The 18,970-nt window shown below is 70.7% G+C and carries 18 protein-coding genes and 1 pseudogene; 11 read left to right on the top strand and 8 right to left on the bottom strand.

The genetic code is table 11. The features are described 5' to 3' along the window. Nucleotides 1-1,754: proline dehydrogenase family protein (locus E3T37_RS12000; RefSeq protein ID WP_174844100.1), on the bottom strand; the 1,754-nt coding region annotated here is incomplete at its 3' end. A 188-nt stretch (nucleotides 1,755-1,942) separates the two neighbouring features. On the opposite strand from E3T37_RS12000, the gene E3T37_RS11995 reads away from it, so the two are divergent. The 4 genes from E3T37_RS11995 to E3T37_RS11980 all read left to right on the top strand — a co-directional run bounded on the left by E3T37_RS11995 (nucleotide 1,943) and on the right by E3T37_RS11980 (nucleotide 5,686). Next, entirely contained in the window at nucleotides 1,943-2,860 is a 918-nt protein-coding gene (locus tag E3T37_RS11995) for a LysR family transcriptional regulator (RefSeq protein WP_134367092.1), read from the top strand. Between the two features lie 48 nt (nucleotides 2,861-2,908). Further along, the gene (locus tag E3T37_RS11990) at nucleotides 2,909-3,298 is read left to right on the top strand and encodes an META domain-containing protein (protein ID WP_241994566.1); all 390 of its coding nucleotides are present in this window, start codon (nucleotides 2,909-2,911) and stop codon (nucleotides 3,296-3,298) included. 159 nt (nucleotides 3,299-3,457) lie between these two features. Then, on the top strand, nucleotides 3,458-5,038 hold the full coding sequence (locus tag E3T37_RS11985) for an NAD(P)/FAD-dependent oxidoreductase (RefSeq protein WP_134367090.1): 1,581 nt from the start codon (nucleotides 3,458-3,460) through the stop codon (nucleotides 5,036-5,038). Nucleotides 5,039-5,173: 135 nt separating this feature from the next. After that, the gene (locus tag E3T37_RS11980) at nucleotides 5,174-5,686 is read left to right on the top strand and encodes an SRPBCC domain-containing protein (protein WP_134367088.1); all 513 of its coding nucleotides are present in this window, start codon (nucleotides 5,174-5,176) and stop codon (nucleotides 5,684-5,686) included. 48 nt (nucleotides 5,687-5,734) lie between these two features. Here E3T37_RS11980 and E3T37_RS11975 read toward each other — a convergent pair whose 3' ends face one another. Next, nucleotides 5,735-6,298 (bottom strand): thioesterase family protein, encoded by a 564-nt coding sequence (locus E3T37_RS11975; protein ID WP_241975791.1) that lies wholly within the window; start codon nucleotides 6,296-6,298, stop codon nucleotides 5,735-5,737. A 138-nt stretch (nucleotides 6,299-6,436) separates the two neighbouring features. Here E3T37_RS11975 and E3T37_RS11970 point away from each other — a divergent pair, with 138 nt between their 5' ends. Continuing rightward, complete coding sequence (locus tag E3T37_RS11970; RefSeq protein WP_134367086.1) at nucleotides 6,437-7,075, top strand: LysE family translocator; 639 nt, start codon at nucleotides 6,437-6,439, stop codon at nucleotides 7,073-7,075. 328 nt (nucleotides 7,076-7,403) lie between these two features. Here the strand turns inward: E3T37_RS11970 and E3T37_RS11965 are convergent. Continuing rightward, nucleotides 7,404-8,090 (bottom strand): annotated as a pseudogene (locus E3T37_RS11965) (alpha/beta hydrolase); the annotation flags it as partial. A 368-nt stretch (nucleotides 8,091-8,458) separates the two neighbouring features. Here E3T37_RS11965 and E3T37_RS11960 point away from each other — a divergent pair. Both E3T37_RS11960 and E3T37_RS11955 read left to right on the top strand, forming a co-directional pair. Then, complete coding sequence (locus tag E3T37_RS11960) at nucleotides 8,459-9,430, top strand: aldo/keto reductase (protein ID WP_134367084.1); 972 nt, start codon at nucleotides 8,459-8,461, stop codon at nucleotides 9,428-9,430. Nucleotides 9,431-9,523: 93 nt separating this feature from the next. After that, nucleotides 9,524-10,384 carry an aldo/keto reductase gene (locus E3T37_RS11955; RefSeq protein ID WP_134367074.1) on the top strand — a complete coding sequence of 287 codons (861 nt, stop codon included), beginning with the start codon at nucleotides 9,524-9,526 and terminating at the stop codon, nucleotides 10,382-10,384. Between the two features lie 79 nt (nucleotides 10,385-10,463). Here E3T37_RS11955 and E3T37_RS11950 read toward each other — a convergent pair whose 3' ends face one another. Further along, nucleotides 10,464-11,018 carry a YbhB/YbcL family Raf kinase inhibitor-like protein gene (locus E3T37_RS11950; protein WP_134367072.1) on the bottom strand — a complete coding sequence of 185 codons (555 nt, stop codon included), beginning with the start codon at nucleotides 11,016-11,018 and terminating at the stop codon, nucleotides 10,464-10,466. A 90-nt stretch (nucleotides 11,019-11,108) separates the two neighbouring features. Here E3T37_RS11950 and E3T37_RS11945 point away from each other — a divergent pair, with 90 nt between their 5' ends. From E3T37_RS11945 to E3T37_RS11925, 4 genes are all read left to right on the top strand, one after another. Continuing rightward, entirely contained in the window at nucleotides 11,109-12,011 is a 903-nt protein-coding gene (locus tag E3T37_RS11945; protein ID WP_134367070.1) for a rhodanese-related sulfurtransferase, read from the top strand. Between the two features lie 276 nt (nucleotides 12,012-12,287). After that, nucleotides 12,288-13,295, top strand: coding sequence for an ABC transporter ATP-binding protein (locus E3T37_RS11935; protein ID WP_134367066.1), 1,008 nt, complete (start codon nucleotides 12,288-12,290; stop codon nucleotides 13,293-13,295). Continuing rightward, nucleotides 13,292-14,134, top strand: a complete 843-nt coding sequence (locus E3T37_RS11930) for an ABC transporter permease (protein WP_134367064.1) — start codon at nucleotides 13,292-13,294, stop codon at nucleotides 14,132-14,134. The genes E3T37_RS11935 and E3T37_RS11930 overlap by 4 nt, the downstream gene beginning before the upstream one ends. Nucleotides 14,135-14,173: 39 nt before the next feature. Continuing rightward, nucleotides 14,174-15,190: an MDR family oxidoreductase gene (locus E3T37_RS11925; protein ID WP_134367062.1), complete on the top strand. Its 1,017-nt coding sequence runs from the start codon at nucleotides 14,174-14,176 to the stop codon at nucleotides 15,188-15,190. A gap of 38 nt (nucleotides 15,191-15,228) precedes the next feature. Here E3T37_RS11925 and E3T37_RS11920 read toward each other — a convergent pair whose 3' ends face one another. The 4 genes from E3T37_RS11920 to E3T37_RS11905 form a co-directional block, all read right to left on the bottom strand. Next, nucleotides 15,229-15,573, bottom strand: coding sequence for a hypothetical protein (locus E3T37_RS11920; protein ID WP_134367060.1), 345 nt, complete (start codon nucleotides 15,571-15,573; stop codon nucleotides 15,229-15,231). A 96-nt stretch (nucleotides 15,574-15,669) separates the two neighbouring features. Next, nucleotides 15,670-17,019: a glutamate-1-semialdehyde 2,1-aminomutase gene (gene hemL, locus E3T37_RS11915; protein ID WP_134367058.1), complete on the bottom strand. Its 1,350-nt coding sequence runs from the start codon at nucleotides 17,017-17,019 to the stop codon at nucleotides 15,670-15,672. After that, nucleotides 17,019-18,005 (bottom strand): porphobilinogen synthase, encoded by a 987-nt coding sequence (hemB, locus tag E3T37_RS11910; RefSeq protein ID WP_370261560.1) that lies wholly within the window; start codon nucleotides 18,003-18,005, stop codon nucleotides 17,019-17,021. Before hemB ends, hemL begins: the two co-directional genes overlap by 1 nt. A gap of 87 nt (nucleotides 18,006-18,092) precedes the next feature. Beyond that, nucleotides 18,093-18,629 carry an HNH endonuclease signature motif containing protein gene (locus E3T37_RS11905; protein WP_166806100.1) on the bottom strand — a complete coding sequence of 179 codons (537 nt, stop codon included), beginning with the start codon at nucleotides 18,627-18,629 and terminating at the stop codon, nucleotides 18,093-18,095. Nucleotides 18,630-18,970: the final 341 nt, after the last annotated feature.

Genomic DNA, 18,970 nt, shown 5'->3' with positions numbered 1-18,970 from the left:
CGCTCGGCGCCGGGGCGCTGGCCCCAGGCGGCGCCGCCGGCGGCCGCGGTCTCGATCAGGCGCTCCAGCTGGGCGGCGTCGCTCACGCGCGCGGCGGCGATGGTGTCCAGCCCGAGCCGGGAGGTCTCGACCTGGTTCAGGATGCGACGGCCCCAGGCCCGGTTCGCGGGCAGGGAGGGGTCGGTATCGGGTTCGTTGTGGAAGCTCGAGGCTCCGGGCGCACCAGGTGCACCGGGCGCAGTGAGCAGGCCGAACGAGCCGAGCGAGCCGCGGGTGAGCCCGAGGACGGCTGCGGTGAGGCCCTCGTCGGGCTCCTCCTCGCCGGCTTGCACGTCGCCGTGCTCGGGGGCTTCGAGCTGGTCGACGGCCGAGCGGTCCTGCCGGCGGTTGGGCCGCGGCACCTCGGCGTCGAGGGCCTCGAGGGAGGCGAGGAAGCGCTGCTTCTCCCGCTCGAACAGGGCCGGGGAGCTGGTGAGTTCGAACACGGCCGACATGAAGTTGTCCTGGCTGGCGTTCTCTTCGAGGCGGCGGATCAGGTAGCTGATCGCCACGTCGAATTCGGCCGGGTTGACGACCGGCGTATAGAGCAGGAGGCGCCCGACGTCCCGGCTGACGGCCTCCGCCTGGCTGGTGGCCATGCCCAGCAGCATCTCGAACTCGACCCGGTCGTCGACGCCGCGCTTCTTGGCGAGGAGGTGGGACCAGGCCACGTCGAAGAGGTTGTGGCCGGCGACGCCGATCTTGACGGCATCCGTGTTCTGCGGTGTGAGGGCCCAGCTGAGCACGCGCTTGTAGTTCGTGTCGCTGTCCTGCTTGGTGGAGTAGGTCGCCAGCGGCCAGTCGTGCACGGCCGAGTCGACGTGTTCCATGGCCAGGTTGGCGCCTTTGACGATGCGCACCTTGATCGGTGCGCCGCCGGCGGCTCGCCGGCCCTGGGACCAGTGCGTGAGTCCCTGCAGCGCGCCGAGCGCGTCGGGCAGGTAGGCCTGCAGCACGATGCCGGCCTCCAGGTGCAGCAGCTGGGGCTGGTCGAGGATGCGTTCGAACACCGCGATGGTGAGGTCGAGGTCGCGGTACTCCTCCATGTCCAGGTTGATGAACTTGGGGGCGGGCGACGCGGCCGCGAGCTCGTAGAGCGGGGTGAGCCGCTCGACGACCCGGTCGACGGCCTCGTCGAACGACCACATCGAGAGCTGGCTGGCGATGGAGGAGACCTTGATCGAGACGTAGTCGACGTCGTCGCGGGCGAGCAGGGCGCGGGTGCCCTCGAGGCGGCGGAGGGCCTCCTTCTCGCCCAGCACGGCCTCGCCGAGCAGGTTGATGTTGAGCCGGTTGCCCGACTCGCGCAGGTGCCGGATCGCGGGGCCGAGCTTGTCCGGCGTGGCGTCGACGACGAGGTGCCCGACCATCTGGCGCAGCACCTTGCGCGCGGCCGGGATGACGACCCAGGGCAGCACCGGGCCGAGCACGCCGCCGAGCCCGATGGCGCCGCGCATGTAGGAGGGCAGGAATCCGGGCGCCTTGCGGGCGATTTTCTGCAGGTTGTAGCCGGCGACCATGAGGTCTTCGGGGCGCATGACGCCGTCGACGAAGCCCACGGTGAAGTCCAGCCCGTTCGGGTCCTTTAGCACCCCGGCGAGGCGTTCGGCCGACACGTCGGCGGGGATGGTGGCGCTCTCGGCGAGCCACTTCTGCACCAGCACGACGACCTCGCCGCTGAAATCTTGCTGCACGGATGGCGTGGGGTTGGTCATGGTCACGAGGCTAGCCTTTCGTTCGCGGCGGATCTCTCCGGCTCGCGGTCGCTGGGCGAGCGGGCAGGGGAATCTCTCCACAGTCTGAGGCCGCCATCCGATTAGCAAAAGCGACTCTTCCTAATCGATATTGATTAGAATTATTGATGAATCGACCGGGGTGGCCGGTTCGAGCGAAGGGCAGACGGATGCTGGATGTCAAGCGGTTGCGCCTGCTGCGGGAGTTGAAGATCCGGGGCACCCTGGCCGGGGTCGCCGAAGCCCTCTCCTACAGCCCGTCGGCGGTGTCGCAACAGCTCGCCCTGCTGGAGAAGGAGGCCGGCGTCGAGCTGCTGCAGCGGGTCGGGCGGAGGGTGCGGCTCACCCCGCAGGCCGAGATCCTGGTCGAGCACACGACGCACCTGCTGGAGCGGCTCGAGGTGGCCGAGGCGGACATGACCGCGTCGCTGACCACCGTGTCCGGCACGGTGCGGGTGGCCGTCTTCCAGTCGGCGGCGCACGCCGTCATCCCGCAGGCGCTCACCCTGCTGGCGGAGGAGTTCCCCGACCTCCGGGTGGAGATCACCGAACGCGAGCCGGAGGCCGGCCTGTTCGAGGTGTCCGCGCGGGACTTCGACCTGGTCATCGCCGAGCAGTACCCGGGGCACACCCGGGCGCACCGGCCGGACCTGGACCGGGTCAACCTGGCCTCGGACGCGCTCCGCCTCGCCGTGCCGCACGCCAGGGACGGGCGCCACGCGGCGGCGGCGCTGGAGGACGCGGCGACCCTGCCCTGGGTGATGGAGCCGGAGGGGACCGCCTCCCGCCAGTGGGCGACGCAGTTGTGCCGGTCGGCGGGTTTCGAGCCCGATGTGCGATTCGAGACGGCCGACCTGATCGCGCACATCCGCCTGATCGAGTCCGGGAACGCCGTCGGCATCCTGCCCGACCTGGTCTGGGCCGGTTCGGCGACCACCCTGCGGCTGGTCGACCTGCCCGGGCTGCCCCAGCGCACGGTGTTCACGGCCGCCCGGCGATCGAGCGCGAGCCGGCCGGGGGTCCTCGCGGTGCGGGAGGCCCTGGGCCGCGCCGTCGCGCTGGTCGCCGTGCCGACGCCGGGCGGTTGACGGCCACGGGTGGTTGACGGCAACCGGGTTTCGGCTTTGAATATGCGCATGAAGAAGACCATCGGGCTGATCGCCGTCGCGGCGGCAGCGGCCCTCGTGCTGGGCCTCGGCGGCTGCGCCTCGAGCGCCGGAACGAGCACGAGCGACGTGACCGGGGTGTGGGGCAGCCCGAACACGCAGGGCAAGCCCGGCCTCGAGCTGAAGGACGACAAGTCCGTGGCCGGCTCGGACGACTGCAACCGGCTGATCGGCACCTGGTCGCTCACGGGCGACACCGTCGAGTTCGGCACGTTCGCCTCGACGCTGATGGCCTGCGAGGGCGTCGACACCTGGCTGAGCCAGGCGAAGTCGGCCACCGTGGCCGGGTCGACGATGACCGTTCAGGATGCCCAGGGCACGAAGATCGGAACGCTCCAGCGCGCGAGCATCGGCTACTAGCCCGCCGCCCGCCGCGAACCAATTCGACGGAGATCCTGCTCTAAAAAGCGGGATTCCGGTATTCTGGGCCCGTTTCGGCCAGAATCTCCGTCGAATTGGTTCACCACGCACTCAGCACCCAGCACCGGCACCGCGCCGGGTCCCGGCTAGTCTCGTGGCATGGAAACCACTCACGACGTTGTGATCATCGGCGGCGGGCACAACGGCCTGACCGCCGCGGCCTACCTGGCCCAGGCCGGCAAGAAGGTGCTGCTGCTCGAACGCGATGAGCAGGTCGGCGGCGCCGCCATCTCGGCCGAGGCCTTCCCCGGCGTCGACGCCCGGCTCTCCCGCTACTCCTACCTGGTCAGCCTGCTGCCGCAGCGCATCATCGACGAGCTCGGCCTCGAGATCGCACTCGCCCGGCGCCGCTACTCCTCCTACACGCCCAACCCGTGCGACCTGACCGGAGGCCTCCTGGTCGACCGCGGCGACGCGCCGGCCACCCAGGCCAGCTTCGACCGGGTCGGCGCCGCCGCCGACTTCGCCGAGTGGGGCTCCTTCTACCGCGACACCGAGCACGTCGCCCGCGCACTCTTCCCCACGGTCTGCGAACCGCTGCCCACCCGCTCGGAGGCCCGGCGCCTGGTCGGCGACGAGGCGATCTGGGGCCAGTTCTTCGAGCAACCGCTGGCCGAGGCCATCACCGCCCGGTTCGGCCACGACCTCGTGCGGGGCGTCGTCGCCACCGACGGCCTGATCGGCACCTTCACCTCGCTGCAGGACGCGGACCTCGACGCGAACCGGTGCTTCCTGTACCACGTCATCGGCAACGAGACCGGCGACTGGGACGTGCCGATCGGCGGCATGGGCGCCGTCTCCGGAGCCCTGGAGAAAGCGGCCCGACAGGCCGGCGCCCGGATCCTGACCGGGGCCGAGGTCACCGCCGTCGACCCGGCCGGCGAGGTTCGTTACCGCCACGGCGGAACGGATCAGGTTGCCGCGGGCCGCCGGATCCTCGCCAACGTCTCCCCCTGGGTACTGCGGGGGCTGCTCGGCGCGGACACCGGAGAACATCCGGAGCCCGGCCGGTCCGACACCCGGCCGGAGGGCGCGCAGGTCAAGGTGAACCTCCTGCTCGAGCGGCTGCCGCAGCTGCGCGATGCATCCGTTACACCCGAGGCCGCGTTCGGCGGAACCTTCCACATCAACGAGACCTTCAGCCAGCTGGAGCGCGCCTACGACGAAGCCGTGCGCGGCGAGATCCCCGACCTGCTCCCCTGCGAGATCTACTGCCACTCGCTCACCGACCCGAGCATCCTCTCACCCGAGCTCGTGGCGGCCGGGGCGCAGACCCTCACGGTCTTCGGGCTGCACACCCCGCACCGCTGGCTCACCGAGGAGAACAACGACGAGACCCGGGCGCGGCTGCAGGCGGCCGTGCTCGAATCCCTCAACTCCGTGCTCGCCGAACCGATCGAGGGCCTGCTGCTGACGGATGCCGCGGGCCGACCCTGCATCGAAACGAAGACCACCCTCGACCTGGAGCACGCCCTCAACCTCACCGGCGGCAACATCTTCCACGGCCCCCTGGACTGGCCGTTCCTCGAGGACGACGCGCCGCGGGACACCGCGGCCGAGCGCTGGGGCGTGGCCACGGAGCACCCGCGGATCCTGATCTGCGGGGCCGGCGCGCGCCGCGGCGGCGGCGTCAGCGGGATCGGCGGGCACAACGCGGCCATGGCCGTGCTGGAGGAGTGAGCGGGCCGCCCGGAGGCCGGCCCACCCTCGGTGCACCGGGCGCTCCGCCGGGTGGCGGCGTGCCCGGTGGCGGCGGGGCCCAAAGGGGCTTAACCTGACAGGAAGGCACGTGTTCCACTCATCGCGGAGGTTTCCATGACAGCCAGGCACACCGGACGTTTCGCCCATCGCGAGGACGGCCTGTATCTCATGTTCGACCGGCTGTTCAATTCCCCCATCGACGACGTCTGGGCGAGCCTGAGCCGCCCGGGCACTCTCTCCGCCTGGATCGGGACCTTCACCGGCTCGCCCGAAACGGGCGCCGTGAAGTTCCGGCTGGACGAGCCCGATGCCGAGTGGGAGTACGTCAGCATCCGCCAGTGCATCCCGCCGAAGCGGTTCACCGTCGAAATCGGCGACGGCGACGCCGCCCGCCACCTGATCCTGCACCTGGTCAACAGCGCCGGCATGACCACGCTGACCTTCGGCCAGCGCCTGCACTCCCCCGCGGAGGCGATCGACGTCGGACCGCACTGGGACTACTACCTCGACCGGCTCGTGGCGTCGCGCGCGGGCAAGCCGATGCCGCACCGGGCGCGCTACGCGCACTATGCGGAGCACTACCGGGAGCTCATCGTTCCCCGGAAGGCGTCCGAGCAGGCGTCCTGACCCGGGCGCGCTGACCCGGGCCGCAAGGCCAGATTCAGACGCGGAAGGTCAGGCCCAGACGCTGGGGGCCGGGGCGCGGGTGGCCGGCATCGCGACATCCGTGCTCCAGTCCAGCAGCCAGGCGGGCACGGACAGGTCCTCCGGGACCGTGCCGACGGCCTCGACCAGTTCGTCGATGGTCACGACGCCGCCGGTGCGCTTCAGGAACCGGCCCCGGATGAAGCCCTGCGCGTACACCTCGGGGCTGCCGTCGGCGCCGGGCCGCACGAACCGCTGCTCCACGTAGACGGCCTTGGCGTCGAAGCCGAGGATGCGCGATTCCACCGTGAACTTCTGGCCGAGGGTCAGCGACTTGCGAAAGCTGATCGTCTCGGAAACGACGACCGGGTACCAGCCGCGCTTCAGGAAGATCGCCCAGATCCCGGTGCGATGCAGCAGGTCGAACCGGGCGATGTCCATGATCGACAGGTACACGCCGTTGTTCATGTGCCGCAGGATGTCCTGGTCGGTCGGCAGGGTGATGAATCGGGTGCGGGCCACGTCGTAGTGGCCGAGCCTCGGGCCGAAGCGGGAGACCAGACTGTGGAGGAGAGTTCGCCAGAGCATATGCACCCGTCGATACTAGGGCGAGCCCGGTGCGGGGCGCGCATTTGCTGTTGAGGGCCACAATCATCCGTCACAACAGGCCCGGAACCTGCACGATTGCCACAGCGGATGCTGCCGGGCCGGCCGGGGGGTTAACATTCGTCTATGGTTCCGTTGCCCAACCTGCTCACGTTCGCGCTGGCCTCCGTCGCCCTGATCGCTCTGCCCGGCCCCACCGTGCTGTTCGTGATCGGGCGCTCGCTCGCGCTCGGCCGACTGGGCGGGTTCCTCAGCGTGGTCGGAAACGCGCTCGGGATGCTGCCCGTGATCGCGGCCGTGGCGCTCGGCCTCGGGGCCATCGTGACCGAGTCGGTGCTGGTCTTCACCGTGGTCAAGTTCGCCGGGGCGGCGTACATCGTCTATCTGGGCGTGCAGGCCATCCGGCACCGGCGCACGGCGGCCGGGAGCATCGCGGTGAGCACGGCCGCGAAGTCAAAGTGGCGGCTCTTGGCCGAGGGCTCGGTCGTCGGCATCAGCAACCCGAAGTCGATCGTGTTCTTCGTGGCCGTGCTGCCCCAGTTCGTGGACTACTCGGCCGGGGCGGTGCCGATGCAGCTGATGAGCCTCGGAATCGTGTTCGTCGTGCTGGCCCTGCTCGGCGACAGCACGTGGGCCCTGGCCGCCGGGTCGGCGCGCGACTGGTTCGCCAAGTCGCCCCGCCGGATGGAACACCTCTCCGCCACGGGCGGCGTGATGATGGTCGGCCTCGGCGGCGTGCTCGCCGCCACCGGCGCCAGCAGCTGAAAGCCCACCCGCAGTGCCCGTTCCGGTCGAGAGTGCCCGTTGCGCGGGTCACTCTCGACCGGAACGGGCACTCTCGCCGAGCAGGGCTGGCGGCGGCGGGCAGGGCGGCAGCGGGCACGGATGCGACGGGCACGGATGCCACGGCGAGGGCCGCGGCCGGAATTGAGGCCACCCGGCGCACGAAAGCCCCCAGCCGGCGGTAAACCTCCTGCGATTCGGGATGGGCGGCATCCTGCTGCCAGGTGTGGTGCGTGTTCGCCTGCTTGCGGTCGTAGATCAGGGTGTCCACCTGGATCGACCGGCGGCGGAGGGCCGCGATGAAATTGAGGTTCGCCCGGTAGAAGTAGTCGCGCTCCGAGGTGGTCACGAACACGGGCGGGAACCCGCTGTCGAGCCACTCGATCGGCGACATGAACCGGGCGGCGGTGCGGAGCACGACGCCGCGGCCGCGCTCGGGCAGCAGCATCCGCAGAAAATTGAGGCTCAGGACGAAGCCGCGCTCGAACATGACGGACACGTCCGCGATGCTGCAGTGCTGCACCAGGCCGCGCAGGTGTGCGGGCTCCACCCCTGGCTCGACGTCGTAGTACGCGGCCAGCGCCGGCTCGTACGCCGAAGCCGCCAGGAGCGCGGCGATGTGGCCGCCGGCGGAATCGCCGCCGAGCACGATCCGGGTCGGGTCGCCTCCGAAATCCTCGATGTGCCGGGCCACCCCGTCGAGCACCGCGTTCCCGTCACGGAGCATGTGCTTGAGCTGAAAACGCGTGGCCATGCGGTAGTTCGCGTTGACGACGACCATTCCGTCGGCGGCCTGGCTGGCTGGCTGGCTGGCTGGCTGGCTGGCTGGCTGGCTGGCTGGCTGGCTGGCTGGCTGGCTGGCTGGCTGGCTGGCTGGCTGGCTGGCGCAGTATTTCGTCAGCGGAGCCTTGTCACCCGAGGTCCAGCCGCCGCCGTGGAAGTAGACGTAGACCGGCAGCGGCCCCGGGGCATCGTGCAGCACGAGCACGTCCAGCATGTGGTCACGGATGCCGTCGCCCACGTAGTCACGGTCGAAGTGGTAGTCGACGGTGTCGATGGGCTCGGCATTGAACTTGTGCAACTCGCCGGCCGAGACCCGGTGCATCAGTGCCCGCCAGGCCCAGACGGGGACGCGGGACAGCGCCGTTTCCCGGTGCGGTTTCGTCTTCTGCGGTTTCGTCTTCTGCGGCAATCGGTGCGTCGTGCCGGATGCGGGAAGAGCGTCGGTGCCGGTTACGGAACGGGTGTCGGTCATGCGAGGGAGCGGTGCGTCTGGATCACGAACCGACTCCAGGCCGCCCGACCGCATGCAAGCTGAGAGCGCCTCAGTTGCCGTTGTCACCGCCGCGGGAGGATGCTGGGGTCATGGACTACACACATCTCGGCCGTTCCGGCCTGGAGGTATCCCGCCTCTGCCTCGGCACCATGAACTTCGGCCACTGGGCCCCGGAGGCCGACGCCCACGCGATCATGGACTCGGCCCGCGGCTACGGCATCAACTACGTCGACACCGCGAACGTCTACGGCGACAGCACCGGCAAGGGCGGCACCGAGAAGATCATCGGCAACTGGTTCGCACAGGGCGGTGCGCGCCGGGAGGGAACCGTGCTCGCGACCAAGCTCTACGGCGACATGAGCGGGCTGCCCAACGAGGGCAAGCTCTCGGCGCTCAACATCAGGCGCGCTCTCGACGCCAGCCTGACCCGGTTGCAGACGGACTACATCGACGTCTACCAGTTCCACCACGTCGACCGGAACACCCCGTGGGATGAGATCTGGCAGGCGATGGAGACGGCCGTCGCGCAGGGCAAGATCCTCTACGCCGGCAGCAGCAACTTCGCCGGCTGGCACATCGCCACCGCCCAGGCGGAGGCGAAGCGGCGCAACTTCACCGGCCTGGTCAGCGAGCAGTCGATCTACAACCTGCTGACTCGCGACATCGAGCTCGAGGTCATTCCCGCCGCCGTCAGCAACGGCCTGGGAATCATCCCCTGGTCGCCGCTGCAGGGCGGGCTGCTCGGCGGGGTGCTCCGCAACGAGCGGGAGGGCAAGCGTCGCCTCGAGGGCAAGGTCGCCGAGCTGCTCGAGAAGAACCGCCCCGCGATCGGGCAGTACGAGGACTTCTGCGCGGAGCTCGGTCATCAGCCGGGCGACGTCGGACTGGCCTGGTTGCTGCACCAGCCGGCGGTCACCGCCCCGATCGTGGGCCCCCGCACCCTGGACCAGTTGGATGCCGCGGTGCGCGCGCTCACGGTGTCCCTCGACGCCGAAGCCCTCGCCCGGCTGGACGAGATCTTTCCCGGCCGAAAGCCGGCGCCGGAGCACTACGCCTGGTGACACCGGAACGCACACTCGACACTCTCAGTGCGGCCGCACACTCCGTGCGGCCGCACGGCCAGACACCGGCTTCGCCCGGGGATTGAAGGACTCATGAAGACCAGGCTCATCGCCCACCGCGAGGTCAGCGCCATCGGACTCGGCGGCATGCCGATGTCGATCGAGGGGCGACCGGATTCCGCACGCTCCGTGGCCACGATCCATGCCGCCCTCGAGGCCGGCGTGACCCTCTTCGACACGGCGGATTCGTACCACCTGCACAGTGACGAGGTCGGCCACAACGAAACCCTCATCGCCGGAGCGATCGCGTCGTGGGGCGGCGACACGTCGACCGTGCTCGTGGCGACGAAGGGCGGGCACCTCCGGCCGGGAGACGGCACCTGGACGATCGACGGCCGACCCGAGCACCTGAAGCGGGCCGCCGAAGCGTCGCTGAAACGCCTCGGCGGCGACGCGATCGGGCTCTACCAGTTCCACCGGCCCGACCCGGCCGTGCCGTACGCCGACTCGATCGGGGCCCTGCGCGAGCTGCTCGACGCCGGCACCATTGAGCTGGCCGGAATCTCCAATGCGAACCCGGAGCAGATCCTGCTGGCCCGGGAGATCCTGGGCGGCCGGCTGGCATCCGTGCAGAACCAGTTCTCCCCGGCGTTCCGCAGCAGCGAGCCCGAGCTGCGCCTCTGCGACGAGCTCGGCATCGCGTTCCTGCCCTGGCGCCCGCTCGGCGGCATCCTGTCTGCCGCGTCACTCGGCGACCGGTTCCCGGCGTTCGCGTCCGTCGCGGCCGCACGCGGCGTGAGCCCGCAGGTGGCCTGCCTCGCCTGGCACCTGTCGGAGTCGCCGCACGTGATCCCGATCCCGGGCGCCTCCCGCCCGGAAAGCATCCGGGACTCGGTTCAGGCGACCGAGTTCACGCTCACGGCAGAGGAGTCGGCGACGCTCGACGCCGCCTGAGCGGGCACGCCGCCGCCTGAATGGGCACGCAGCTGAGCGGTTGAGCAGCTGGGCAGCTGCCCACCTGGCCGGGGCAGGCCTAGTGGCGCTCCCCGTCAGCGGCAGCCCCTCCGAAAGCGCCCGTCGCCTCGAGCACGGCGCGGCCCAGCGTGTGGAAGTGCAGGTTGAATCCGAGCACGGCCGGGGTCGAGTCCGGGTCGACCTCGAGTCTCGCCACGTCGACCGCGTGCACGATGAACTGGTACCGGTGGGTGCCGGTGCCGGCCGGCGGTCCCGCGCCGACGAAGGCCGGCTGGCGTGCCTCATTGGGCAGGATGACCGCGCCGGGGGGCAGCAGACGCCCGCCGGGCGCTCCGGCCCCGGCCGGGAGGGAGGTGCACGTCGCCGGCAGGTTGAAGGCCGCCCAGTGCCAGTACCCGGAACCGGTCGGCGCGTCGGGGTCGTACACGGTCACGGCGAAGCTCTTCGTGCCGGCCGGGAACCCCGACCAGGACAGCTGCGGCGACACGTTCCGGCCGCCGGACCCGAGGCCGAACTGCGCCGCGGCGAGCGGGGCCCCGTCGGTCATGTCGGTGCTGGTCAGGGTGAAGAGCGGGACTTCGCCGAAGCGGGCGAGAGGATCGTTCAGGGCCATGTGGCCTCCTATGGTTGGCAGCAGTTTAGACGACCGGCCCGGGCTGCGCCTGCGGCGAGAACCGTGCGTCAACCTCGGTAAAATGGGGTCGTGGCCATTCCGAAGATTCTGCTCTACTACGTCTTCACGCCGCTTTCCGACCCGGAGGCCGTGCGCCTCTGGCAGCGGGACCTGTGCGAATCGCTCGGTCTCCGCGGTCGTATCCTGATCTCGAAGGACGGCCTGAACGGCACCCTCGGCGGTGACCTCCCCGCGCTCAAACGCTACCTGCGCAAGACCCGTGAGTACGCCCCGTTCAAGCAGCTCGACGTCAAGTGGAGCGAGGGCACCGGGCTCGACCCGGCCGGCCTGAGCCTCGACTTCCCCCGGCTGGTCGTGAAGGTGCGCGATGAGATCGTGAGCTTCGGCGCCCCCGGGGAGCTGAGGGTGGACGCCGGCGGAGTGGTCGGCGGCGGCACGAAACTGTCCCCGGCCGAGCTGCACGCCCTGGTCGAGGAGCGCGGCGATGACGTGGCCTTCTTCGACGGGCGCAACGCGTTCGAGGCGGAGATCGGCCGGTTCAGGAACGCGATCGTGCCGGACGTGGCCAACACGCGCGAGTTCGTGGCCGAGCTCGAGAGCGGCAAATACGACCACCTCAAGGACCGGCCGGTGGTCACCTACTGCACCGGAGGCATCCGTTGTGAGGTGCTCAGCTCACTGATGAAGGACCGCGGCTTCGGCGAGGTCTACCAGCTCGACGGCGGCGTCGTGCGGTACGGCGAGGCGTTCGGCGACGACGGGCTCTGGAACGGGTCGCTGTACGTCTTCGACCAGCGGATGTCCGTGGACTTCAGCGGCCACGTCGCCGTGATCGGCCACTGCACCGTGTGCGGCGAGCCGACCAAGAACATGCTCAACTGCCGCGATGCCTCGTGCCGGGAACAGCTCGTGGTCTGCCCGGCCTGCGTCGCGGCCGACCCCCCGGCCTGCTCCGCTCACACCGCGGCCTGACCGGCCGGGCCGAGGTCGGCCTGTCGGCCTGGTCGTCCGGGTCGTCCGGGTCGTCCGGGTCGTCCGGGTCGTCCGGGTCGTCCGGGTCGTCCCCCGCGCCCCGCGCCCCTAACGAATTCGACGGAGATTTTGCCGAAAATGGGCCGGAACACACCGGATACGTGTTTTTAGAGCAGAATCTCCGTCGAATTGGTTCAGGGCGGGAGGTGCGGGCGACTGCGGGCACGGGGGCGCACTCACTAGGCTGGGGCCAGCACCAGATGGAGGGGGCCACGGATGCCGGTCGGCGCGATCATCGAGTTCAGTCACGTCACCAAGCGGTTCGGCGGGGTGACCGCGGTCAACAATCTCTCGTTCAGCGTGGAACCGGGCCGCGTCACGGGTTTCCTCGGCCCCAACGGCGCCGGCAAGACCACGACTCTGCGGGTGCTGCTCGGACTGGTCACCCCCACCTCGGGAATGGCCACCATCGGCGGCATCCGTTACCGGAGCCTGCCCCAGCCCCTCCGCACCGTCGGCGCCGCGCTCGAAGCCGCCAGCTTCCACCCCGGCCGCACGGCCCGCAACCACCTGGCCGTTTACGCGATCGCGGCCGGCCTGCCCCGCGCCCGCGTGGACGAGGTGCTGCACACCGTCGGGCTCGACGCCCACGGCGACCAGCGGGTCGGCGGGTATTCGCTCGGCATGCGCCAGCGGCTCGGCCTGGCCTTCACCCTGCTGGGCGACCCGGGCGTGCTGGTGCTCGACGAACCGATCAACGGCCTCGACCCCGAGGGGATCAAATGGATCCGCGGCTTCCTGCGCGCGATGGCCGACGAGGGTCGCACCGTGCTGGTGAGCTCCCACCTGCTCTCGGAGGTGCAGCAGAGCGTCGATGACGTCATCATCATCGCGCAGGGCGAGCTCGTTCACCGCGGGCCGCTGTCCAGCCTCGAAACGCAGATCGCGCCCCGCATCATCGTGGACTCCCCCGACCGCGCGGCCCTCGCGGCGGCGCTCGGTCGGGCCGGGATCGAGTTCACGACCGGCCGCACCGGGCTGCTGGCCGCCGCGCCGGACCCGGCGCTGATCGGTCACATCGCCTTCACGGCCGGGGTGGAGGTCAGCGCCCTGCACCGCCAGAAGAAGGGGCTCGAAGACGCCTTCCTCGCCCTGGTGAACGACAACGCCCACGGCCACCCGCACGACGAACACCCGAACGACGAGCAGCCGCACGACGGGAAGCCGCACGGCAGCAATCCCAACGACACCGAGCCGCACGGCACCGGAGGCGAGCCGGCATGACCCCCTTCCTGCGCGCGATCCGCGCCGAATTCGCCAAGACACTGACCACACGGATGTGGTGGGTGCTGGCCGCCGTGATGTTCGGCTACATCGCGCTGCTGGCCGGCGGCCTCGCCGCCCTGTTCGCCGGAATCGAAAGCGGCGCCATCAGCCCCGACGCCGCCGGAACGGGCGGCCAGGGCGCCCCGCCGCTCGGCAGCCTCCCGCCGCTGGTCTACAGCTTCGCCTCCTCCGTCGGCTACGTGTTCCCGGTGCTGCTGGGCGCCCTGTCCACCACGGGCGAGTTCCGGCACCAGACCCTGACGCCCACGTTCCTCGCGAACCCCCGCCGCGGCCAGGTGCTGGGGGCGAAGACCGTGACCCTGTTCCTCGCGGGGGCGGGCTTCGGCGTCGTGGCGCTGCTGGCATCCGTCGGGGTGGGCGCACTCGTGATCGGGGCCTTCGGCGTCGACCCGCTGCTCGGCGACAGCGGCACCTGGGCGCTGATCGGGCGCACCGTGCTGGCCATGGCGATGTGGGCCGGCGTCGGCGTGGGGCTCGGCGTGCTGGTGCCCAGCCAGGTGGCCGCGGTCGTGATCGTGCTCGCCTTCACCCAGTTCGTCGAACCGCTGTTGCGCTTCGCGTCGATGTTCACCGAAGTAACGGCGGGCATCGGCAACTACCTGCCCGGCGCCGCCTCCGACGCCCTGGTCGGGGCCAGTTTCTTCACCATCGCCAGCCCGACCGGGACCAGCACGGCGATGCTGGAGTGGTGGCAGGGCGGCCTCGTCCTGCTCGCCTACGCGGTCGCGGCCACCGTCGGCGGCTACTTCGTCAGCTGGAAGCGCGACGTCACCTGACCTCCCCGCGACCGGACCGGACGCACGTAGGCTCGACTCATGGGTAACGAGACACAGTTCCGCGCAATCGTCGTCGATCGAACCGAAAACGATGAGGGCAAGAAGGTGCAGTCCGCGGCCCTGCGGGTGGTGGACGACGCCTTCCTGATGGACGGCGACGTCACCATCGCCGTCGACTACTCCAGCATCAACTTCAAGGACGGCCTGGCCCTGACCGGTCGCCCGGGGGTCGTGCGCGTCTGGCCGCTGATCGCGGGCATCGACCTGGTCGGCCGGGTGCTGCACAGCGAGGACCCGCGCTGGCAGGCCGGGGACCAGGTCATCCTGAACGGGGCGGGCCTCAGCGAGACCCACCACGGCGGTCTGGCCGAGCGGGCCCGGGTCTCCGGCGACTCGCTGGTGCGTCGGCCGGAGGGCATCAGCGCCCGTCGGGCCGCGGCGATCGGCACGGCCGGGTTCACGGCGATGCTCTCCGTGCTCGCACTCGAGCGCGGCGGGATCACCCCCGACTCCGGCGACATCCTGGTCACGGGCGCCGGCGGCGGCGTCGGCAGCGTCGCGGTGGCCCTGCTGTCCCACCGGGGCTACCGGGTGACCGCCTCGACCGGCCGCATCGACGAACTCGGCGACTACCTGCGCGGGCTCGGCGCCGCCGAACTCGTCGACCGCCGCACGCTCAGCGAGCCCGGCAAACCGCTGCAGCCCCAGCGCTGGGCCGGCGCCATCGACTCGGTCGGCAGCACGACCCTCGCCAACGTCCTCGCCCAGACCAACTACGGCGGCGTGGTCACATCGTGCGGCCTGGCCCAGGGCGCCGACCTGCCCGCGACGGTGATGCCGTTCATCCTGCGCGCGGTCAGCCTCGTCGGGGTCAACTCGGTCGAGGCCCCGCTGCCCCAGCGCCAGCAGGCCTGGCGGCGCCTCGCCACCGACCTCGACCTGGAGCTGCTCGACAGCCTGACCGAGGTCGTCCCGCTCGACGCCGCGTTCGACGCGGGCGCGCGCATCCTCGCCGGCACGCTGCACGGCCGCACGGTCGTCGACGTCCGGCGGTAGCCGCGGCGCCGCACGCGGCCGCAGCGGCGCGGCCGGCGCTACAGCTTGAGCGACGCGATCAGGTCCGGCGCGTGGTTGGTCGTGAGGATCACGCGGGAGAAGTCCTCATCGACGAGGTCGATGACGACCGCCGGCCGCCGGCGCTTGATCGCCAGGAAGTCCTTGCCGCCGTGGAACTTCCAGGTTCCGACCGCGAGCAGGAGCGGCACCTCCAGCCCGGGGGCACGGATGCCGCGGATCCAGATCCACGGATCATCCGTGATCGTGACCGAACGGATGTTCTCGCGCGCCACCACGAGGTCCTCTTTGCGCAGCGAGATGGTGCGCTCCGCCTTCGTCAGGTGGATCTCGAGCCGGTCGGGGTGAACGCGGAGGGAAGCCATCGTCCTAGTCTGCCTGTTCCGGCCGGAATTTCTTTTATCGACAACCTCACAAAGGAATAACGTCCCCTGGGCGGATGCTCACACCTGGGCGGATGCTCACACCGGGGCGGTCGCCGCCGCCGCGGCTTTCGCGGCGGTCGGCAGGGCATCGAGGATCCAGCCGAGCGCGCTCTCGTCGTGGGCCGCGGAGACGAACCAGGCCTCGAACACCGACGGCGGCAAGGAGATGCCCTGGTCCAGCATGGAGTGGAAGAACGGGCCGTAGCGGAACGCGTCCTGCCGCTGCACCTGCGCGTAGTCCCGGGGTGCGGAGGCCGCGGCCTCGTCCCCGAAGACGAAGCTGAACAGGTTGCCGGCGCGTTGCACTGCGTGGGCGACGCCCTCGGCCGAGAACGCGGCCGACACGGCCTCGGAGAGCAGCAGGGCCGTGGCGTCGAGCTGCGCGTAGACGCTGTCGTCCAGGGCGCTGAGGGTCGCGATTCCGGCGGCCACGGCCACCGGGTTCCCGGAGAGGGTGCCGGCCTGGTAGACCGGGCCGTTCGGCGCGAGGAAGTCCATCACGTCGGCCCGGCCGCCGAGGGCCGCGACCGGGAGGCCGCCGCCGATGACCTTGCCGAAGGTGAAGAGGTCGGGTGTGTATCGGGTCGGGGCGGCCTCGGGACCGGTGTTGTCGGGACCGGTGTTGTCCAGGCCCCAGTAGCCCGCGCGGCCGACCCGGAAGCCGGTCAGCACCTCGTCGATGATCAGGAGCGCGCCGTTCTCATGCGCGATCTCGGTGATGGCGGCGTTGAAGCCGGGGTCGGGCGCGACCACGCCCATGTTCGCGGCCGCGGCCTCGGTGATCACGGCGGCGATGCGCCCGGGGTGCGCGGCGAAGGCGGCACGCAGAGCGTCGAGGTCGTTGTAGGGCAGCACGAGGGTCTGCGCGGCGGTCGCAGCGGTCACTCCGGCGGACCCGGGCAGCGCCAGGGTGGCCAGGCCCGACCCGGCCTGGGCCAGCAGCCCGTCCGAGTGGCCGTGGTAGTGGCCGGCGAACTTGATCAGCAGGTCACGGCCGGTGAAACCGCGGGCCAGGCGGATGGCCGTCATGGTGGCCTCGGTGCCGGTGGACACCAGGCGCAGCTTCTCGACGGCGCCGACGCGCTCCTCGATCAGTTCGGCCAGCACGGTCTCGCCCGGTGTGGAGGCGCCGAAGGAGAGACCGAGGGCGGCGGCATCCTGCACGGCCTGCACCACGTCCGGGTGGGCGTGGCCGAGGATGGCCGGCCCCCACGAGCTGACCAGGTCGACGTACTCGCGCCCGTCGGAATCGGTGACGTAGGCGCCCTTCGCCTTGACCAGGAAGAGCGGGGTGCCGCCGACCGAGCGGAAGGCCCGTACAGGCGAGTTCACGCCGCCGGGGATGGCGCGCTGCGCCCGGGCGAACAGATCGTCGTTGCGGGTCATCAGCGGGCCTGCCTTTCGTTCAGCCAGGTGGCGAGTTCGACCGCCCAGTAGGTGAGCACGGCGTCCGCGCCGGCGCGACGGATGCTGAGGACGGACTCCTCGACGGCCCGGCGGCGGTCGATCCAGCCGTGGGCCGCGGCGGCCTCGATCATGGCGTATTCGCCGGACACCTGGTATGCCCAGACCGGAATATCACTAACGGCGGCCACATCGGACAAAACGTCCAGGTAACTCATGGCCGGCTTCACCATCACGATGTCCGCACCCTCGCTGATGTCGAGCAGCGCCTCGCGCACCCCTTCCCGGCGGTTGGCCGGGTCGAGCTGGTACGTGCGCCGGTCGCCCTCGAGGGTCGACTCCACGGCGTCGCGGAAGGGGCCGTAGAAGGCAGAGGCGTACTTGGCGGAATAGGCGAGCACGGCCGTGTTCACGAAGCCGCTCTGGTCGAGCGCCTCGCGCACGGCGGCCACCTGGCCGTCCATCATGCCGCTGAGCCCGAGCAGCTGAGACCCTGAGGCGGCCTGCACGAGCGCCATCTCGCGATAGCGCTCGAGGGTGGCGTCGTTGTCGACGCTGCCGTCGACGGAGAGCACGCCGCAGTGGCCGTGGTCGGTGAACTCGTCCAGGCACAGGTCGGTCTGCACGGAGAGGGCGTCGCCGACCTCGTCGGCCAGCGCGCGGGTGGCGGCGTTGAGGATGCCGTCGGGGTCGGTGGCTCCGGACCCGACGGCGTCGCGCACGGACGGCACGCCGAACAGCATCACGCCGCCGATGCCTGCCGCCGCGGCCTCCGTGACGGCCCGGCGGGCGCTGTCGATGGTGTGCTGCACCACCCCGGGCATCGACTGGATCGGAACGGCGTCGCCGCTCCCCTCCCGCACGAACATGGGCAGGACCAATTCAGACGGGTGCAGACGGATTTCGGTGGCCAGGCGGCGGAGCGCGGGAGAGTTGCGCAACCGTCGCGGGCGGATGACGGGGGTTATCACTCGTCAACCCTACGTCGCCCGGCTGGACGAGGGCACCCGGCCCGGCCGTGCGCGAACAGAGAGGATCCACCCACGCCGGCGCGCCTATTCCGTTGAACCCGTGGCCTGCGGGTGGGCTCGGGTGCGGGCTCGGCGGCCGCGGCCGGCACCGCCGGCCTGACTGGCCCGGTGGGCGCGGTGGTCCTGGCCCGGTACCCAGGTACGGGTGGGATCGAAGCAGACCGGTGCCATCACCTCGGGTTTGCCCCGCACCATGCGGATCAGCCACCCCGAGGTCTCGATGCTGTGATGGTGGAACCAGCACAGCAGCACCCCGTTGTTGATGTCGGTGGGCCCGTGGTTGACCCACGGGATGATGTGGTGCACCTCGGCCCAGGCCGCATTGACCTGGCAGCCCGGGATGATGCACCCGCCGTCCCGGGCGGCGATCGCCCGGCGTTGGGCCTGGCTGAAGAATCTTTCCTTGCCGCCCAGGTAGAGCACCTCACCGTTCACTCCGAAGACGATCTTGCGGTACCCGCCGGCGCAGATCAGCTGGTTCACGGTGCGCATCGACACCGGAGCTTCGACCCCGTCGATCCAGCCGACTCCGTGCTCGTCGGCGAGGTCGACGGCGTTCACGTGCACCANTCCCCGGAGTCCATCAGCGCCTGCTCCTCCGCGCTCGGGAACGCGGGCGCCGCATGAGCGGAGAGGTAGGTGTCGAAGATGCCGTTCATGATGCCGCGCAGCTCGGCCGTGACGGCGCCCCGCAAGGGGTAGAGGCCGTCCCTGAGCAGGCCGAACCCGACGGTGCTGCGCGGCTCGGCGACGTCTTCGTTCGGGGCGGTGCCGTCGGGGTCGAGGCGCGCCTGCCACTGCAGGGCCATGCCCCGGATCAGGTCCGCGGGGAACGCGAACCCCTCCCCCGGCAGCCCCGCTGTTTCTTCGGTGATGGCACCGGTAGCGGCGGCGACCAGCGC

Origin of the sequence: Cryobacterium sp. TMT2-10 (genome assembly GCF_004403075.1) — a bacterium.
Classification (GTDB): domain Bacteria; phylum Actinomycetota; class Actinomycetes; order Actinomycetales; family Microbacteriaceae; genus Cryobacterium; species Cryobacterium shii.
Note: the sequence above shows the minus strand (reverse complement) of the source record. Positions and strands in the feature narration are given on the sequence as shown.